This is a genomic window from Bacillus pacificus (assembly GCF_020861345.1).
Lineage (GTDB): Bacteria > Bacillota > Bacilli > Bacillales > Bacillaceae_G > Bacillus_A > Bacillus_A pacificus.
Genome location: NZ_CP086328.1, coordinates 4,797,501 through 4,815,000 on the forward strand (window position 1 = coordinate 4,797,501; position 17,500 = coordinate 4,815,000).

Below are 17,500 nucleotides of genomic sequence, written 5' to 3' on the forward strand. Positions count from 1 at the left end.
ATTTGTTAACTTCGTATACTCAAATAAATCTTCTATTAAATTCTTTAACTGCTCCGACTTCGCAAAAGCAATTCTCGTATACTCATCATGTTGTTCTTTATTTTCATATTTAGAATCTCGAAGTAATCGTAAGTAACCCATAATAGAAGTAAGTGGTGTACGTAAATCGTGAGATACATTCGTAATAAGTTCGTTCTTTTGCTTCTCTAATTTACGTTCCTTTTCTATATTATTCATAAGCTCTTCTGCCATATTATTAATATTCTCAGTTAAAGACGCAATCTCGTCTTCACCTTTCTTCTCAATACGGTACGCTAAATTACCTTTCTCTATTTCCTTTACACCTTCTGCCATCGCTTCAATTTGCTTCATCTTTCTCTTTGTTATATAGAAGAAAGAGAAAATGAATACGAGTACACCAATTAAAAATGGGAATGGTCCTTCTTGCGTATCATATATTACTTCACCTTCTGGAATCCCACTAACAAACATGTATAAATTCTTATCTTCTATTGTAATAGGCGCAAAGGCTATAAATTCTTTTCTCGTACTTTCAAATTCTTTTCTACCATTCATATAATTAATTGCAAACGATGATGCATTACGAATTGTATTATGCAAATCAATTTGTTCTTCTTGTGCCTGCTTCGTTTTATATAAAACTTTACCACTCTCGTCAGTAACCAATACTTTTAAAGCTCTAGAGTCTCGTTCTAAATTTTGATTCTCTATTTCAATCATACTTGATATAGCTTCTAATTTATTTTCATGAACTGAACTATTTGCCACACTTTGTGCTTGTTGGTTAATTTGTTCCATACCAGTCCGATAATCGATCGTCGCCTCTCGATTCGCATTCTCAAAAAATGGCGCTGCTGCCTTCGCTGACAAAATCCCTAATAACGCACAAGCAGTGAACGCAGTAATAAGTTGAATCCGCACACTCCGTTTCACACTCTTCACTAGCTTTCCGATTAACTCCCGAAATTTCCTAACATAAGTAAATGGATTAAATATCTTTTTCAATCTTATACCCCACTCCCCATACTGTTTTTATATATCTAGGCTTCCTTGGATTCTCTTCAATCTTTTCACGTACTTTCCGAATATGCACCATTACAGTATTATCAGACTGGAAAGATCGTTCATTCCAAACCTTTTCATAAATTTGCTCTGCACTAAAGACCATTCCCGGATTACGGGCTAGTAATTCTAGAATTGAAAATTCCCTCGGGGTCAACTTCACTTCTTCTCCCTCTACAATAACTTTATGGGTCGAGATGTTGATTTTCATCTCTCCAATTTCTAACTCGTCCTCATTTTGAATAGAAAAACCATTCATTTTCATATAACGACGTAACTGAGATTTTATCCTTGCGATTAACTCTAACGGATTAAATGGTTTCGTTACGTAATCATCTGCACCCGTTGTTAACCCTAAAATCTTATCCATATCTTGCGTTTTCGCGGAAAGCATAATAATTGGCATTTCTTTTTCTTCCCTTACTTTCATACACATATGAATGCCGTCTACTTTCGGCATCATAATATCTAATACGACTAGATGTACTTCGTTTTCTTCTAGTAAACGTAATCCTTCTTCGCCGTCCCCTGCTTGCAATACTTTATATCCTTCATTCTTTAAATAGATTGTAATAAGATTCCTAATTTCTTTTTCATCATCTACGACAAGTATTGTTTCATTTGCCACAATATCTCCCCCATCACTTTTTTAATCCCTAACTTCTATTATAGGAAAACTTCTGAAGAAAAACGCTCGGAAATCCTTAAGATTTTCTGAAGACGCAAAAAAGGTCTAGACCCCCCTTAAGTCTAGACCTTTCAAAAACCCCTTTTATTTACGAACGTAGATGAAATATAGTACGAATAAAACACCCATAACATACATAATCGGATGAACCTCTTTACGTCGACCACTTACTACCATTGTAATTGGATAGAAGATAAACCCGATCGCAATTCCTGTTGCGATACTATACGTAAGTGGCATTGAAATGATAGTAAAGAATGCTGGTACTGCAATCTCAAATTTCTTCCAATCAATTTCCCCTAAGGAAGAAACCATCAAGATTCCTACAATAATTAATGCTGGTGCCGTTACAGCTGGTGTTACAACACTTAGTAATGGCGAGAAGAATAGTGCCAGTAAAAAGAATCCTGCTGTTACAACTGCTGTAAATCCAGAACGTCCACCTGCCGCTACCCCTGCAGAAGATTCAATGTAAGACGTTGTTGTTGATGTACCTAAGATCGCACCAATTACAGTTGCAATCGCATCTGCAAATAACGCTTTTCCTGCACGTGGTAATTTATTGTTCTTCATTAATCCTGCTTGATTCGCAACCGCTACAAGCGTACCTGCTGTATCAAAGAAATCGATAAAGAAGAACGTTATAATAACAATCCCCATTTGAACAGTGAAAATATCTCCAAAGTGCGTTAACGCCGCACCGAACGTTGGTTCTAAACTCGGTATTGCTCCCACTACCGCTTTCGGAGTATCAATTAATCCGGTTGCTACTCCTAAGATTGCCGTAAGAATCATACCGTAAAATACTGCACCATTAACTTTCTTAATCATGAAGATAATGGTCGTAACAACTCCGAAAATTGCTAGTAACGTTGTGCCCTTTGTTAAGTCCCCCAACCCAACAAGAACAGCATCATTTTTCACGATAATTCCGGCATTTTGGAATCCAAGGAAAGCAATGAATAATCCAATACCTGCCGCTACTGCAAACTTTAACTCCGATGGAATTGCATTAATGATTTTTTCACGAATACCTGAAGCAGTAAGAATAATAAAGATAATACCTGACATTAACGTTCCAGCAATTGCCGTTTGCCATGGAATACCCATCGTTAACACTGCTGTATAAGCAAAGAACGCGTTAATTCCCATACCTGGCGCTAAAGCAATTGGATACTTCGCGAAAATACCCATAATTAACGAACCAATCGCTGCTGCTAATGCTGTAGCAACGAATACTGCACCTGGATCCATTCCTGTACCTGCTGGTAATCCTTTAACATTTCCAAGTGACAGCGTAGCAGGATTGACAAATAGTACGTAAGCCATAGATAAAAATGTCGTTAAACCTGCTATGAACTCTGTTTTGTAATTCGTGCCGAGTTCATCAAACTGAAAATAGCGTTTCATCTTACGTTTCCCCCGTTATATGATTACTCGCCGTAATCCCCTAGCCCTCTTTTATCTATTAAAAATAAAAAAGGCTTCCATTGCATATACATGGAAGCGTTCTATGAATAAAGATAAGATTCCCCTCACCTTTATAAAAACGCCTCGTAGTCAAGCCATTTACGGTAGCTAGGTAGAAACTTTCGGGCCATATCCCCGATATTATACGACGGCATAATATTCACTTTTCGTTTGAATTACATACTCATATTAACTCGACGAAGTAGTTTTGTCAATTTAAAAACGAACATTTTTATAAACATTTATAGTTTCGTTCGTATTAACCCTAAAATAAAAAGATCCATCTATACATAAGTAATAGATGGACCTTTTTATAAATACTATTCCCACTCAATCGTTGCTGGTGGCTTACTCGTTACGTCATACACGATACGGTTAACGTGTTTTACTTCGTTTACGATACGTACAGAGATTTTCTCTAATACGTCCCAAGGGATACGTGCCCAGTCAGCCGTCATGCCGTCGATAGATGTTACCGCGCGGATACCTACTGTGTAATCGTACGTACGCTCGTCACCCATAACACCTACGCTACGCATACCAGGAAGCGCAGTGAAGTATTGCCAGATTTCGCGATCTAAGCCAGCTTTAATAATTTCTTCACGTAAAATCGCATCAGATTCACGAACGATTTCTAATTTCTCTTCTGTGATTTCACCTAGTACACGAATACCAAGACCAGGACCTGGGAATGGTTGACGCCATACGATTTCATCAGGAATTCCTAGTTCAGATCCTAATACACGTACTTCATCTTTAAATAACGTGTTTAAAGGCTCAATTAATTTGAACTGCATGTCTTCTGGAAGTCCACCAACGTTATGGTGAGATTTAATTGTTTGCGCAGTTGCTGTACCACTTTCAACGATATCTGTGTACAGTGTACCTTGTGCTAGGAAGTCCATTCCTTGTAATTTAGACGCTTCATCATCAAATACGTAAATGAATTCGTTACCGATGATCTTACGTTTTTGTTCTGGATCTTCTACACCTTTTAACTTGTTCATGAAGCGTTCTTTTGCATCCACTTTAATAACGTTCATATGGAAGCCTTCGCTAAATGTTTTCATAACGCCTTCTGCTTCGCCTTTACGAAGTAAACCGTGGTCAACGAAAATACATGTTAATTGATCACCGATTGCTTTATGAATTAATACTGCTACAACAGAAGAGTCTACACCACCGCTAAGTGCGCATAGAACTTTTTTGTCTCCAACAGTTTCACGAATCTTTTCTAATTCTACTTCAATAAAGTTCTCCATGTTCCATCCTTCAGAACAACCACATACGCCGAATACGAAGTTTTTAATTAAATCGTTACCGTGCTCAGAGTGACGTACTTCTGGGTGGAATTGTACACCGTATAAGTTTTTCGCTTCATTGCTCATACCAGCAATTGGGCAAGACTCACTTGTTGCATCTACTACGAATCCTTCAGGTAAACCAGTTACTAAGTCACCATGGCTCATCCATACAACTTGCTCTTCTGGAAGGTTCGCATATAATTTTGATTCGTTCTCTACTTTAAGAACCGCTTTTCCGTACTCACGGTGGTTTGCACGTTCTACTTTACCACCGAATTTTTGTGTCATAAGCTGCATACCGTAACAAATACCGAAGATCGGTAATCCTAGGTCAAAGATTTTTTCATCACAATGTAATGCACCTTCACCATATACACTATTCGGTCCACCAGAGAAAATAATCCCTTTTGGATTTATTTCTTTAATTTCTTCTGCAGTAATTGTATGCGGATGAAGTTCACTGTATACACCGAACTCACGAATTCGACGTGCTATTAACTGATTGTATTGACTTCCAAAATCTAAAACGATAATTGTATCGTGTTGCTTCTTCAAAATAATCACCCCAACGTTAGTTCTCGTATATAAATATTTTCACCAATTAGGCGAAAAGCATTACCAATATAATAAAAAAAGCCAGTCCTCCGCCTCTAGTCTCATAACAAAGAAAAGGCAGGGGTCTGGCTTTATAAAGAAAGATAGTCTCCGCTCTTTATAAATATAAGACACACTGCCTTCATAGTCAGGTTGTTTACGGTAACCCGGTAGAGACTCTCAAACCATATCTTTGAGGATATATGAAGGATCGTTTTATATTATCTTCCTAGATTCTAACAATGAAGTATCAATATGGTCAAGAGAGAAAGCGACAAAATTCTACAGAAATTCATTTCCTTTTCTAAAAAACATAAAAAAACATCCATTTCTATATAGAAATGGATGTTTTTTAGGGCAAACGGAATTACATCATTCCGCCCATACCGCCCATGCCCATGCCGCCCATGTCAGGCATTGCTGGTGCATTTGGTTCTGGTTTGTCAGCTACTACAGCTTCAGTTGTTAAGAACATAGCTGCAACAGATGCTGCGTTTTGAAGTGCAGAGCGAGTTACTTTAGCTGGATCTACGATACCAGTTTCAAGCATGTTAACCCACTCGCCAGTAGCTGCGTTGAAACCAACGCCTACTTTTTCGCCTTTTAGACGCTCTACAACTACAGATCCTTCTAGACCAGCGTTGATTGCGATTTGGCGAACTGGCTCTTCTAGTGCACGAAGTACGATGTTAATACCTGTTGCTTCGTCGCCTTCAGCTACGATAGAAGCTACTTTCGTGTATACGTTCATAAGTGAAGTACCACCACCTGCAACGATACCTTCTTCTACTGCTGCACGAGTTGAGTTAAGTGCATCTTCAATGCGAAGTTTACGCTCTTTTAACTCAGTTTCAGTTGCTGCACCTACTTTAATTACTGCTACGCCACCTGCAAGTTTTGCAAGACGCTCTTGTAATTTTTCACGATCGAATTCAGAAGTTGTTTCTTCTAATTGCGCACGGATTTGACCGATGCGAGCTTCGATTTGTTCTGTGCTTCCTACACCTTCAACTACAGTTGTGTTTTCTTTCGTTACAACAACTTTACCAGCGCGTCCTAAAGATTCAACTGTAGCAGATTTTAAGTCACGGCCTAATTCTTCAGTGATTACTTCGCCACCAGTTAAGATTGCGATATCTTCTAGCATTGCTTTACGACGGTCACCAAATCCAGGAGCTTTAACAGCTACTACATTGAATGTACCACGAAGTTTGTTCACTACTAATGTAGCTAATGCTTCGCCTTCTACATCTTCAGCAATGATAAGAAGTGGTTTACCTTGTTGTACAACTTGCTCTAATACTGGTAAGATTTCTTGAATGTTAGAAATCTTTTTGTCAGTGATTAAGATGTATGGGTTATCAAGAACTGCTTCCATTTTGTCAGAATCAGTAATCATGTAAGGAGATGCATATCCACGATCAAATTGCATACCTTCTACTACGTCTAATTCTGTTGTGAAACCTTTAGATTCTTCTAAAGTAATAACGCCGTCGTTACCAACGCGCTCCATTGCTTCAGCGATTAATTGACCTACTTCTTCGTCAGCAGCAGAAATAGCAGCTACTTGTGCGATAGAAGATTTACCTTCGATTGGTTTAGAAATCGTTTTTAATTCTTCTACTGCAGCAACTACAGCTTTTTCGATACCTTTACGAAGACCCATTGGGTTCGCACCAGCTGTTACGTTTTTAAGACCTTCACGAATCATAGCTTGCGCTAATACAGTTGCAGTTGTTGTTCCGTCACCAGCTACATCATTTGTTTTGCTAGCAACTTCTGCTACTAATTTCGCACCCATGTTTTCGAATGCATCTTCTAATTCAATTTCTTTTGCGATTGTTACACCGTCATTTGTAATAAGTGGTGAACCGAATTTTTTCTCAAGAACAACGTTACGACCTTTTGGTCCAAGCGTTACTTTTACTGCGTTTGCAAGAGTGTCGACACCGCGAAGCATCGAACGACGTGCTTCTTCACTAAATTTAATATCTTTTGCCATAATAATTGACCCCCTTGGATTTTTTAAGATTTATATAATTAACCGATAACTGCTAAAATGTCACTTTCACGTAAAATCAAGTAGTCTGTACCTTCATATTTCACTTCAGTACCTGCATATTTTGAGAAGATGATAAGATCACCTGCTGCTACCTCTAAAGCAACACGCTCACCATTTTCAAGCACTCGACCAGTACCTACTGCAATAACTTTACCCTCTTGTGGTTTTTCTTTTGCTGTGTCTGGTAATACAATACCACTTGCTGTTTTTTCTTCCGCTTGAACAAGCTCAATTACAACGCGATCACCTAATGGCTTTAGCATGAACAATAACCTCCTCATTTTGTTATGTAAATTTTATTTATTAGCACTCAGGTCACCCGAGTGCTAACACACTTATAATAATAAATAATCTCAATTTCTTTTGCAAGTAAAAAAATCATAATTTTTTCGCAAATTACGCTATAAACTTTTCTATATAGAGTTCCTCTTCTTCTACCTTTACCATATGAATCGTTGTTTCCGCTACTCGTATGTTACAATATGAAGGGACACCCTAAGTTGTTTTCGCTACACATACAACTTTCTCCTGTCTTCTATTATAATTTCAAATAAGGATTTACGAAAAAAACATAATTCAAGAGGTTTATATCGTAGGTAGCATATGTACATGTTATCCTACCTTATCTCATACACTAGAGTTAGAAAGGATGGTTAAACCATTTGAAAAAACAATATTGGTGGGTTATCGTTACATACATCTTAATGCAGTTATCATCAATTGCTGGATTACCACTTCTCCTGAAAACTGGACTTTATGATAACAGGGGATTTACTAGGGAAGAGAAATTTCAACTTATAACTGGTCACTGGGCAATCATTAGCTTCTTTATTGCATTATGTATCGTACTTTGGTTACTTAGAACAGATATTCGTGATAGACATTTAGATAAAACGCGTTCTACTGTTCCAGCTACAATTGGTTGGATTTTTATCGGTTTCTTCTTAGCATTTTTCTCGCAAAGTATTGCTGGTATGATTGAAATGTATGTATTAGGTATTAAACCTGGATCTGAAAATACAGCAAGGCTTATGGATATCGCAAGAACTACTCCTTGGTTCCTTATCGTCATCTCTATAATAGGACCTATTTTGGAAGAAATCGTATTTAGAAAGATTTTATTTGGTACACTTTATAAGAAGTTTAACTTCTTTATTGCCGCTATCATTAGTTCCCTTGTATTTGCGGCGATTCATTTTGATTTTACTCACTTATTGGTATACACTGCTATGGGTCTCGTATTCGCCTTCTTATATGTAAAAACGAAGCGTATTATCGTTCCCATTGCAGCTCATGTTGCAATGAATACATTAGTTGCAATTGCCCAAGTTTTAGTGAGTAACGAACAAATTCAGGAAATGATTAAAGAAGCTGAAAAAATGCAAGGCTTTATCGGAGGATTTTTAGTATGAGAAACTCACCATTGTTCATGGCTGCATTGTACTTCCTTCTAGGATGTATCTTTACACGCTTCGCCATTACGAACGTAACAGATACAATTTGGAATATGTGGACAATACTATTTGCAGTTATGGCAACGATTGATTTTAATTTGGCACTTCGCCTCATCTTAGTTAAATTTACAAAGAAAAAACAATAATAAAACGCAGAGGTCGCTTCCTCTGCGTTTTATTGTGGATAATTCTTCAAAAAGTAAACGAGTGTTTGTAACTCTACTGCTAAATCAATATGATGAATTCTTATATTTTCTGACACATTTAAGCGCGCTGGTGTAAAATTCAAAATACCATGCACGTTTGTTTCTGCCAATCTATCGGCTACAGATTGCGCTACTGTAGCGGGTACTGTTAATATTGCCACTTGTATATCAGTTGATAAACGTTCTTCTAATTCATCTAAGTGATATACAGGAATGCCTCCGATTTCTGTTCCAACTTTCTCTTCACTAACATCAAACGCCATTTCAATTTTTGTATTATTGTTTTTCGTGAAATTATAATGTAAGAAAGCGGTCCCTAAATTACCTACTCCAATAAGCGCTACACGTGTTATATCATCTTGGTCGAGTGTTTCACGGAAAAATGATAATAAATAATTTACGTTATATCCATATCCTTTTTTTCCTAATGCTCCAAAGTATGAGAAATCTCTTCGAATCGTTGCGGAATCAACCTTGACCGCTTCACTTAATTCGGCTGATGAAACACGTTGCTTACCAGACAAAGATAAGTTTTGGATAAATCGATAGTATAGAGGCAATCTCTTAGCAGTGGCTTGTGGAATTTTCTGCTGCTCCATATAACCTCTCCTCTCTTCCTATCTTTATTCATATGCTTTAATCAAATACAGAAGTTTAGCACTTATTAAATTCCTTGTATAATAGAAAGAAGAAGTATTCTCTCTGTATTTTAAACTATACACTATTTTTAGTATGATTGAGAAATATAAACATGGCAAAGTTAAGAAATTATTTGAGGTGAAAACATTGATTTTATTACAAGTAAACGCGCTTTCGAAATTATACGGTGCAGAAACGATTCTTGCAAACATAAAATTGGAAGTTCAAACGAAAGATCGTATCGCATTAGTCGGGCGAAATGGAGCCGGAAAATCTACATTATTAAAAATAATAGCGGGTGAGCTATCTCATGATGGTGGAGAAATTATAAAACCGAAAGATGTCTCAATTGGATATCTAGCTCAAAATACCGGTTTAGAAACGTCTTTAACAATTTGGGATGAAATGTTAACCGTCTTTACACACTTGCAGCAAATGGAGACAAAACTTCGAAGGCTAGAGCAAGAGATGGGAAAAGAAGAAAACTTTTCAAACGAGGCTACATATGAAAGATTATTAGCTGATTATGACCAATTACAATTAGATTATAAAGATCAAGGTGGCTATCAGTACGAAGCAGATATCCGTTCGATTTTAAGTGGTCTTGGCTTCCCAGTTGAAACGCACCAAACGACGATTTCCACATTAAGCGGTGGACAAAAAACACGATTAGCTCTCGGTAAATTATTATTAACGAAACCAGACCTCCTTATTTTGGACGAGCCTACAAACCATTTAGACATCGAAACATTAACATGGCTTGAACAATATTTACAAGGTTATCCTGGCGCAATATTAATCGTTTCCCACGACCGTTATTTCTTAGATAAACTTGTTACACAAGTATATGAAATTTCGAATAAAGAAAGTAGACGATTTGTTGGTAACTACAGTAAATATTTAGACTTAAAATCAGCACTATACGAGCAAGAAATGAAACGTTATGAAAAACAACAAGATGAAATCGCTAAGCTAGAGGACTTCGTTCAAAAAAATATAGCTCGTGCATCTACGACAAAACGTGCACAAAGCCGTCGTAAACAATTAGACCGTATGGAACTATTAACAAGACCATTAGGTGACTCTAAGTCAGCTTCCTTCCACTTCGATATCGAAAAACAAAGCGGAAATGATGTGTTACAAGTAAAGGATGCAACTATCGGCTATGATAAGGATCCAATTATTGAGCATGTAACAATGCGCTTAACTCGCGGAGATAGCGTTGCTTTAGTTGGTCCAAATGGAATTGGGAAATCCACATTATTAAAATCAATTGTGAATAAGTTACCACTACTACATGGTGATGTTTCTTTCGGATCCAATGTATCTGTTGGTTACTATGATCAAGAACAAGCCAATTTAACATCTTCTAAGCGTGTTTTAAATGAGTTATGGGATGAATATCCACTGCAACCCGAAAAAGAAATCCGCACGATACTAGGTAACTTCTTATTCACAGGAGATGATGTACTAAAACCAGTATCATCTCTTAGTGGTGGACAAAAAGCTCGATTAGCTCTCGCAAAACTTATGATGCAAAAATCGAATTTATTAATTCTCGATGAGCCTACAAACCATCTTGATTTAAATAGTAAAGAGATTTTGGAGAATGCTTTAATTGATTATCCTGGTACCCTTCTCTTTGTATCTCATGACCGCTACTTTATTAATCGTGTAACGACGACCGTTGTTGAGTTATCAACAGAAGGTGCACAGGAATATTTAGGGGACTACGATTACTACGTTGAAAAGAAAAATGAGATGATTGAACGTGCTGAATTTGAACAACAAGAACAGCAAGAAAATCAGACACCTGTTCAAAAAACTGTAGCTCCAGAAAAATTAAATTATCTCGAAGAAAAAGAGCGCAAAAAGTTGGAGCGTCAACGTACTCGAAAAATTGAGGAACTAGAACAAAATATTGTACAATTTGAAGAAGAAATTGCTACGTTAGAAGATCAACTTTGCTTACCAGAAATATATGCAGATTATGAAAAGGCTAGTGAAATTACAACGAAAAAGCAAACACTACAAGAACAACTTGATGCTTGTATGGCAGAATGGGAAGAATTGCATTTATAAGAGTATAAATAAGAAGGATGTCTCATCAGTCGGGATTTTTGACGATGAGACATCCTTCTTATCTTCTAGCCATGGTCAACCTCTATTGCATAAACAATTCGACACGAGGTATCGATTTGCCGACAAAGTTTGACAATATTAGCCCCCCTTATAATAAGGGCATATTTCAAAATGTTTTTTAGAGATACCTTCTTCGTTTTTATTTCCCGAAAAAGGATAGATTCAAAGGTCAGACTTCATCTGTTTTATCCACAAGTTTATACACATATCCACCTTTATAAAATAAACATCTAAATAACTTTTCCACATTATCCACAATCAACAAAAAAGTTATCAACATTTTATATACACAATAAAACCCACATTATCAACAGATAATATGGGTTTTATCCACAAGCTGTGGTTAATTTTGTGTATAACTATGCTTCAATATCTAATCCTGGATTTGCATTTAAAGCTAATGTAGCACGTTTTCCTTGTTCATACGCAATTGTACCTGCCGCCGCAATCATAGCTGCATTATCTGTACATAAAGATAGAGGAGGAATAATTAGTTCTACATTTTCTTTTTGTGCAAACTCTGCTTCTAAACGTGCACGAAGTCCTTTATTCGCAGCAACTCCACCAGCAAGAAGCACTTGCTTTACGTTATAAGCATCCGCTGCACGAGATGCTTTCGTTACTAATACGTCAATTACACTCTCTTGGAAACTTGCTGCTAAATCTTCCGGTGCAATTTCTATCCCGCGTTGTTTTGCGTTATGCACAGTGTTGATAACTGCTGATTTCAATCCACTAAAACTGAAATCATACGAATCAGGTTCTAGCCATGCACGAGGTAAATCAATTGTTGGTTCCCCTTCATGTGCAAGACGATCAATATGAGGGCCACCTGGATATGGCATAGATAACGTACGAGCTACTTTATCATATGCCTCCCCTGCTGCATCATCTCGCGTTTCACCAATTACTTCAAATGAACCATGTTCTTTCATATAAACAAGCTCTGTATGTCCACCAGATACAACAAGTGATAGTAATGGGAATTGAACTTCTTTTACTAAGCGGTTCGCATAAATGTGGCCAGCGATATGATGAACACCAACTAGGGGGATATCATGTGCAAATGCCACTGCTTTCGCTGCGTTCACCCCTATTAGAAGCGCTCCTACTAAACCAGGTCCTTCTGTGACAGCAATTGCATCAATATCATCAAATGTGATATTCGCTTCTTTTAACGCTTCTTCTAATACAACTGTAATTTCTTCTACATGATGACGGGACGCAATCTCTGGTACAACTCCGCCAAAACGTTTATGACTTTCAATTTGTGATGCAACAACATTCGCAATAATTTCCGTTCCATTTTTAACAACCGCTACTGCTGTTTCATCACAACTTGTTTCAATACCAAGTATAATCGTATTTTTTTCCATTATATATTCACCCACATTACGAGACCATCTTCCTGATTGTCTACATAGTATCGTTTACGAATTCCACCATTTTGAAATCCGTATTTTCTGTATAACTGTTTTGCTACTTCATTTGATACACGTACTTCAAGTGTCATCGTTTTTACACCTAGAGTTTTCGCCTCGGAAATAACTTCTTTTAATAAAGCATCTCCTAGCTTTTGACCTCTGTATTCTGGCAAAATAGCTATATTTGTTATATGTGATTCATCAATAATTATCCACAATCCACAATACCCAATTACACGACCATCTTTTTCTAGCACAACATAATGTGCATGTTTATTCATCGTTAACTCACGGTGAAAGGCATCTGCAGTCCAAGGAGTTGAAAAAGATGCTTCTTCAATGGCTACAATTTGAGCAATATCATCAAGTTCCATCTTTCTAAATATCATATCCATCCTCTGCAAGCTCCTACTTGTTTTGACTTTCTAACCACTTTGTTTCAGCTTCAGCTAAACGAAGGTAACTAGGAACAAATGAATGTACATCCTGTTCTTCTTTTTGTAATCCTAAGAACGCTAGCTCACTTGGTCTTGGGTTATTTTTAGTGAAAGGAGCAAAGAGAGCTTGATTGCCTAAATGTTCGATAATTGTTTCTTTGTGTAGTTTCACATCGTTACCAATAAATAAAACAGGCTTTCCTTTATCTTTTAACATTTGCAACCAGTCTACAATAAGGATGATTCGGTCTTCCTCTATAGAAGTTAAACCCTCTCCTTCATATGTATATAAGCCAGTATAAATTTGTCCACGTCTTCCATCGAATAAAGGACAGATTAATCCATCAAAATTAGCTCCGTTTGCAGCCACTACTTCTAAACTTGATACACCCACAATTGGTATTTGAAGTGACCAAGCTAATGTTTTGGCAGCTGTCACACCTATACGAACACCTGTATATGATCCTGGTCCAGCAGCTACAACTATTTTAGTTAATTCTTTTGGTTTTACACCACATTCTTTTAACAGTTGTTCTACAGCTGGCATAAGACGCACAGAATGATTTTTTGTTAAATTTGTAATGATTTCCCCAATTACGTTTCCTTCTTCAATAAGGGATACACCCATTACATAATTTGAAGTATCAATTGCTAGTACTTTCATCTTGTAATAGCTCCTCACATAATCTAATATAGCGATCTCCAATCGGCTCGAGTACAATGTTTCTTGTGTCATCTCCAGCATGGAATAAACTAATTTGTAGCTTCTCATTTGGTAAATATGCTTCTATTAAATGAGCCCATTCTACTACCGTAATTCCTTCACCGTAGAAATACTCATCAAAACCTAAGTCTTCTTCACTTTCTGCTAAGCGATACACGTCCATATGATATAGCGGTAATCTCCCTTTATATTCTTTAATAATATTAAAGGTAGGGCTATTTACAACTCTTTTCACTCCAAGACCTTTTGCTAGTCCCTTTGTAAAAGTCGTCTTACCAGCCCCTAGATCTCCTTCTAAAATAATTACATCTTGTGCCTGAGCAAGTTCACCAAGTTTTTCTGATAATCTTTGTGTTTCCTCAGATGATTTTGTTGTTATTTCATATTTACTCACAGACTTCACCTACTTTACTCACAATGTTCTCTGCTCTTTATTATACAGGTTTTGAATATATAAAAAAGTCCTTAGGAGTTTTCCTAAGGATAGTTTGACTGTCTTTATTAGTTTTTTGTTAAAACAAATAAAAAAATACGAAACAACATGTTTCGTTCTTTTCTTTATATAAAATGGCGGTCCCGACCGGGGTCGAACCGGCGATCTCCTGCGTGACAGGCAGGCATGTTAACCACTACACCACGGGACCATTTGGTTGCGGGGACAGGATTTGAACCTGCGACCTTCGGGTTATGAGCCCGACGAGCTACCGTGCTGCTCCACCCCGCGATGATATAAATAGCTTGGCGACGTCCTACTCTCACAGGGACAAGGTCCCAACTACCATCGGCGCTAGAGAGCTTAACTTCCGTGTTCGGTATGGGAACGGGTGTGACCTCTCTGCCATCATCACCAAACTATGAAGGCATATTCCTTCAAAACTAGATAACATTTGCTTCATATTATATGGTTAAGTCCTCGATCTATTAGTATTCGTCAGCTCCACATGTCACCATGCTTCCACCTCGAACCTATCAACCTGATCATCTTTCAGGGATCTTACTAGCTTACGCTATGGGAAATCTCATCTTGAGGGGGGCTTCATGCTTAGATGCTTTCAGCACTTATCCCTTCCGCACATAGCTACCCAGCTATGCCCTTGGCAGAACAACTGGTACACCAGCGGTGCGTCCATCCCGGTCCTCTCGTACTAAGGACAGCTCCTCTCAAATTTCCTACGCCCACGACGGATAGGGACCGAACTGTCTCACGACGTTCTGAACCCAGCTCGCGTACCGCTTTAATGGGCGAACAGCCCAACCCTTGGGACCGACTACAGCCCCAGGATGCGATGAGCCGACATCGAGGTGCCAAACCTCCCCGTCGATGTGGACTCTTGGGGGAGATAAGCCTGTTATCCCCGGGGTAGCTTTTATCCGTTGAGCGATGGCCCTTCCATGCGGAACCACCGGATCACTAAGCCCGACTTTCGTCCCTGCTCGACTTGTAGGTCTCGCAGTCAAGCTCCCTTATGCCTTTGCACTCTACGAATGATTTCCAACCATTCTGAGGGAACCTTTGGGCGCCTCCGTTACACTTTAGGAGGCGACCGCCCCAGTCAAACTGCCCACCTGACACTGTCTCCCGGGTCGATAAGACCCGTAGGTTAGAATTTCAATACAGTCAGGGCGGTATCCCACCAGCGCCTCCACCGAAGCTAGCGCTCCGGTTTCAAAGGCTCCCGCCTATCCTGTACAAACTGTACCAAAATTCAATATCAGGCTACAGTAAAGCTCCACGGGGTCTTTCCGTCCTGTCGCGGGTAACCTGCATCTTCACAGGTACTATAATTTCACCGAGTCTCTGGTTGAGACAGTGCCCAAATCGTTACACCTTTCGTGCGGGTCGGAACTTACCCGACAAGGAATTTCGCTACCTTAGGACCGTTATAGTTACGGCCGCCGTTTACTGGGGCTTCAGTTCAGAGCTTCGCTTACGCTAACCCCTCTCCTTAACCTTCCAGCACCGGGCAGGTGTCACCCCCTATACTTCGCCTTACGGCTTCGCAGAGAGCTGTGTTTTTGCTAAACAGTCGCTTGGGCCTATTCACTGCGGCTTTCCGTTAAGAAAGCACCCCTTCTCCCGAAGTTACGGGGTCATTTTGCCGAGTTCCTTAACCAGAGTTCTCTCGCACACCTTAGGATTCTCTCCTCGCCTACCTGTGTCGGTTTGCGGTACAGGCACCTTTATCTCGCTAGAAGCTTTTCTTGGCAGCGGGGAATCAAAGACTTCGCTCCATAAGGAGCTTCCCCATCACAGCTCAGCCTTCACGATAAGCGGATTTGCCTACTTATCAGCCTAACTGCTTGGACGTGCACAACCAATCGCACGCTTCTTCTATCCTTCTGCGTCCCTCCATTGCTCAAACGATAAAGAGGTGGTACAGGAATATCAACCTGTTGTCCATCGCCTACGCCTGTCGGCCTCGGCTTAGGTCCTGACTAACCCTGAGCGGACGAGCCTTCCTCAGGAAACCTTAGGCATTCGGTGGACGGGATTCTCACCCGTCTTTCGCTACTCATACCGGCATTCTCACTTCTAAGCACTCCACCAGTCCTTCCGGTCTGACTTCACTGTCCTTAGAACGCTCCCCTACCACTGATACCATTGGTATCAATCCGCAGCTTCGGTGGTGTATTTAGCCCCGGTACATTTTCGGCGCAGAGTCACTCGACTAGTGAGCTATTACGCACTCTTTAAATGGTGGCTGCTTCTAAGCCAACATCCTAGTTGTCTAAGCAACTCCACATCCTTTTCCACTTAATACACACTTTGGGACCTTAGCTGGCGGTCTGGGCTGTTTCCCTTTTGACTACGGATCTTATCACTCGCAGTCTGACTCCTAAGGATAAGTCATTGGCATTCGGAGTTTGACTGAATTCGGTAATCCGATGAGGACCCCTAGTCCAATCAGTGCTCTACCTCCAAGACTCTTACACTTAAGGCTAGCCCTAAAGCTATTTCGGGGAGAACCAGCTATCTCCAGGTTCGATTGGAATTTCTCCGCTACCCACACCTCATCCCCGCACTTTTCAACGTGCGTGGGTTCGGGCCTCCATTCAGTGTTACCTGAACTTCACCCTGGACATGGGTAGATCACCTGGTTTCGGGTCTACGACCACGTACTAAACGCCCTATTCAGACTCGCTTTCGCTGCGGCTCCGCCTCTTCAGCTTAACCTCGCACGGGATCGTAACTCGCCGGTTCATTCTACAAAAGGCACGCCATCACCCGTTAACGGGCTCTGACTATTTGTAGGCACACGGTTTCAGGATCTC

14 protein-coding genes, 2 tRNA genes, 2 rRNA genes and 2 riboswitches (2 of these 20 only partly in view) are annotated in these 17,500 nt (G+C 39.3%); of the genes, 3 read left to right on the plus strand and 15 right to left on the minus strand.

The window, feature by feature from the left end; translation table 11 throughout:
- The 6 genes from LMD38_RS24615 to groES all read right to left on the minus strand — a co-directional run.
- Positions 1-1,026: the 5' portion of a sensor histidine kinase gene (locus LMD38_RS24615; protein WP_000719232.1), read on the minus strand. Its footprint begins 480 nt before the window's first position; 1,026 of the gene's 1,506 nt are visible here — the first part of the coding sequence; its start codon is at positions 1,024-1,026; the stop codon falls past the left edge of the window.
- Positions 1,010-1,711: a response regulator transcription factor gene (locus LMD38_RS24620; protein WP_001262954.1), complete on the minus strand. Its 702-nt coding sequence runs from the start codon at positions 1,709-1,711 to the stop codon at positions 1,010-1,012. The genes LMD38_RS24615 and LMD38_RS24620 overlap by 17 nt, the downstream gene beginning before the upstream one ends.
- Before the next feature lie 144 nt (positions 1,712-1,855).
- Positions 1,856-3,181, minus strand: coding sequence for an NCS2 family permease (locus tag LMD38_RS24625; protein ID WP_000833094.1), 1,326 nt, complete (start codon positions 3,179-3,181; stop codon positions 1,856-1,858).
- Between the two features lie 127 nt (positions 3,182-3,308).
- Positions 3,309-3,410: riboswitch (purine riboswitch) on the minus strand.
- Positions 3,411-3,561: 151 nt separating this feature from the next.
- A complete protein-coding gene (gene guaA / locus LMD38_RS24630) occupies positions 3,562-5,100 on the minus strand; it encodes a glutamine-hydrolyzing GMP synthase (protein WP_000743927.1) in 1,539 nt (512 codons plus the stop codon).
- 164 nt (positions 5,101-5,264) lie between these two features.
- A riboswitch (purine riboswitch) is annotated at positions 5,265-5,366 on the minus strand.
- Positions 5,367-5,506: 140 nt separating this feature from the next.
- On the minus strand, positions 5,507-7,141 hold the full coding sequence (gene groL, locus LMD38_RS24635; RefSeq protein ID WP_001029999.1) for a chaperonin GroEL: 1,635 nt from the start codon (positions 7,139-7,141) through the stop codon (positions 5,507-5,509).
- A 38-nt stretch (positions 7,142-7,179) separates the two neighbouring features.
- Complete coding sequence (groES, locus tag LMD38_RS24640) at positions 7,180-7,464, minus strand: co-chaperone GroES (protein ID WP_000917306.1); 285 nt, start codon at positions 7,462-7,464, stop codon at positions 7,180-7,182.
- A 399-nt stretch (positions 7,465-7,863) separates the two neighbouring features.
- On the opposite strand from groES, the gene LMD38_RS24645 reads away from it, so the two are divergent.
- The gene (locus tag LMD38_RS24645; protein WP_000745338.1) at positions 7,864-8,613 is read left to right on the plus strand and encodes a CPBP family intramembrane glutamic endopeptidase; all 750 of its coding nucleotides are present in this window, start codon (positions 7,864-7,866) and stop codon (positions 8,611-8,613) included.
- Positions 8,610-8,801, plus strand: a complete 192-nt coding sequence (locus tag LMD38_RS24650) for a YdiK family protein (RefSeq protein WP_001246201.1) — start codon at positions 8,610-8,612, stop codon at positions 8,799-8,801. The genes LMD38_RS24645 and LMD38_RS24650 overlap by 4 nt, the downstream gene beginning before the upstream one ends.
- Before the next feature lie 29 nt (positions 8,802-8,830).
- Here LMD38_RS24650 and LMD38_RS24655 read toward each other — a convergent pair whose 3' ends face one another.
- Entirely contained in the window at positions 8,831-9,460 is a 630-nt protein-coding gene (locus LMD38_RS24655; protein WP_000437705.1) for a redox-sensing transcriptional repressor Rex, read from the minus strand.
- Between the two features lie 187 nt (positions 9,461-9,647).
- Here LMD38_RS24655 and LMD38_RS24660 point away from each other — a divergent pair, with 187 nt between their 5' ends.
- On the plus strand, positions 9,648-11,582 hold the full coding sequence (locus tag LMD38_RS24660; RefSeq protein WP_208755696.1) for an ABC-F family ATP-binding cassette domain-containing protein: 1,935 nt from the start codon (positions 9,648-9,650) through the stop codon (positions 11,580-11,582).
- Positions 11,583-12,001: 419 nt separating this feature from the next.
- Here LMD38_RS24660 and tsaD read toward each other — a convergent pair whose 3' ends face one another.
- The 8 genes from tsaD to LMD38_RS24700 all read right to left on the minus strand — a co-directional run.
- The gene (gene tsaD / locus LMD38_RS24665) at positions 12,002-13,018 is read right to left on the minus strand and encodes a tRNA (adenosine(37)-N6)-threonylcarbamoyltransferase complex transferase subunit TsaD (protein WP_000414588.1); all 1,017 of its coding nucleotides are present in this window, start codon (positions 13,016-13,018) and stop codon (positions 12,002-12,004) included.
- Entirely contained in the window at positions 13,018-13,461 is a 444-nt protein-coding gene (gene rimI / locus LMD38_RS24670; protein WP_228920012.1) for a ribosomal protein S18-alanine N-acetyltransferase, read from the minus strand. Before rimI ends, tsaD begins: the two co-directional genes overlap by 1 nt.
- Before the next feature lie 13 nt (positions 13,462-13,474).
- Complete coding sequence (gene tsaB / locus LMD38_RS24675; RefSeq protein WP_227585712.1) at positions 13,475-14,167, minus strand: tRNA (adenosine(37)-N6)-threonylcarbamoyltransferase complex dimerization subunit type 1 TsaB; 693 nt, start codon at positions 14,165-14,167, stop codon at positions 13,475-13,477.
- Entirely contained in the window at positions 14,148-14,621 is a 474-nt protein-coding gene (tsaE, locus tag LMD38_RS24680; RefSeq protein WP_000049631.1) for a tRNA (adenosine(37)-N6)-threonylcarbamoyltransferase complex ATPase subunit type 1 TsaE, read from the minus strand. Before tsaE ends, tsaB begins: the two co-directional genes overlap by 20 nt.
- A 174-nt stretch (positions 14,622-14,795) precedes the next feature.
- Positions 14,796-14,871: transfer RNA gene (locus tag LMD38_RS24685), tRNA-Asp, on the minus strand.
- A 3-nt stretch (positions 14,872-14,874) separates the two neighbouring features.
- Positions 14,875-14,951 (minus strand) — tRNA-Met (locus LMD38_RS24690).
- Between the two features lie 12 nt (positions 14,952-14,963).
- Positions 14,964-15,079, minus strand: a 5S ribosomal RNA gene (rrf, locus tag LMD38_RS24695).
- A 49-nt stretch (positions 15,080-15,128) separates the two neighbouring features.
- Positions 15,129-17,500 (minus strand): 23S ribosomal RNA (locus LMD38_RS24700); it runs 549 nt beyond the window's last position.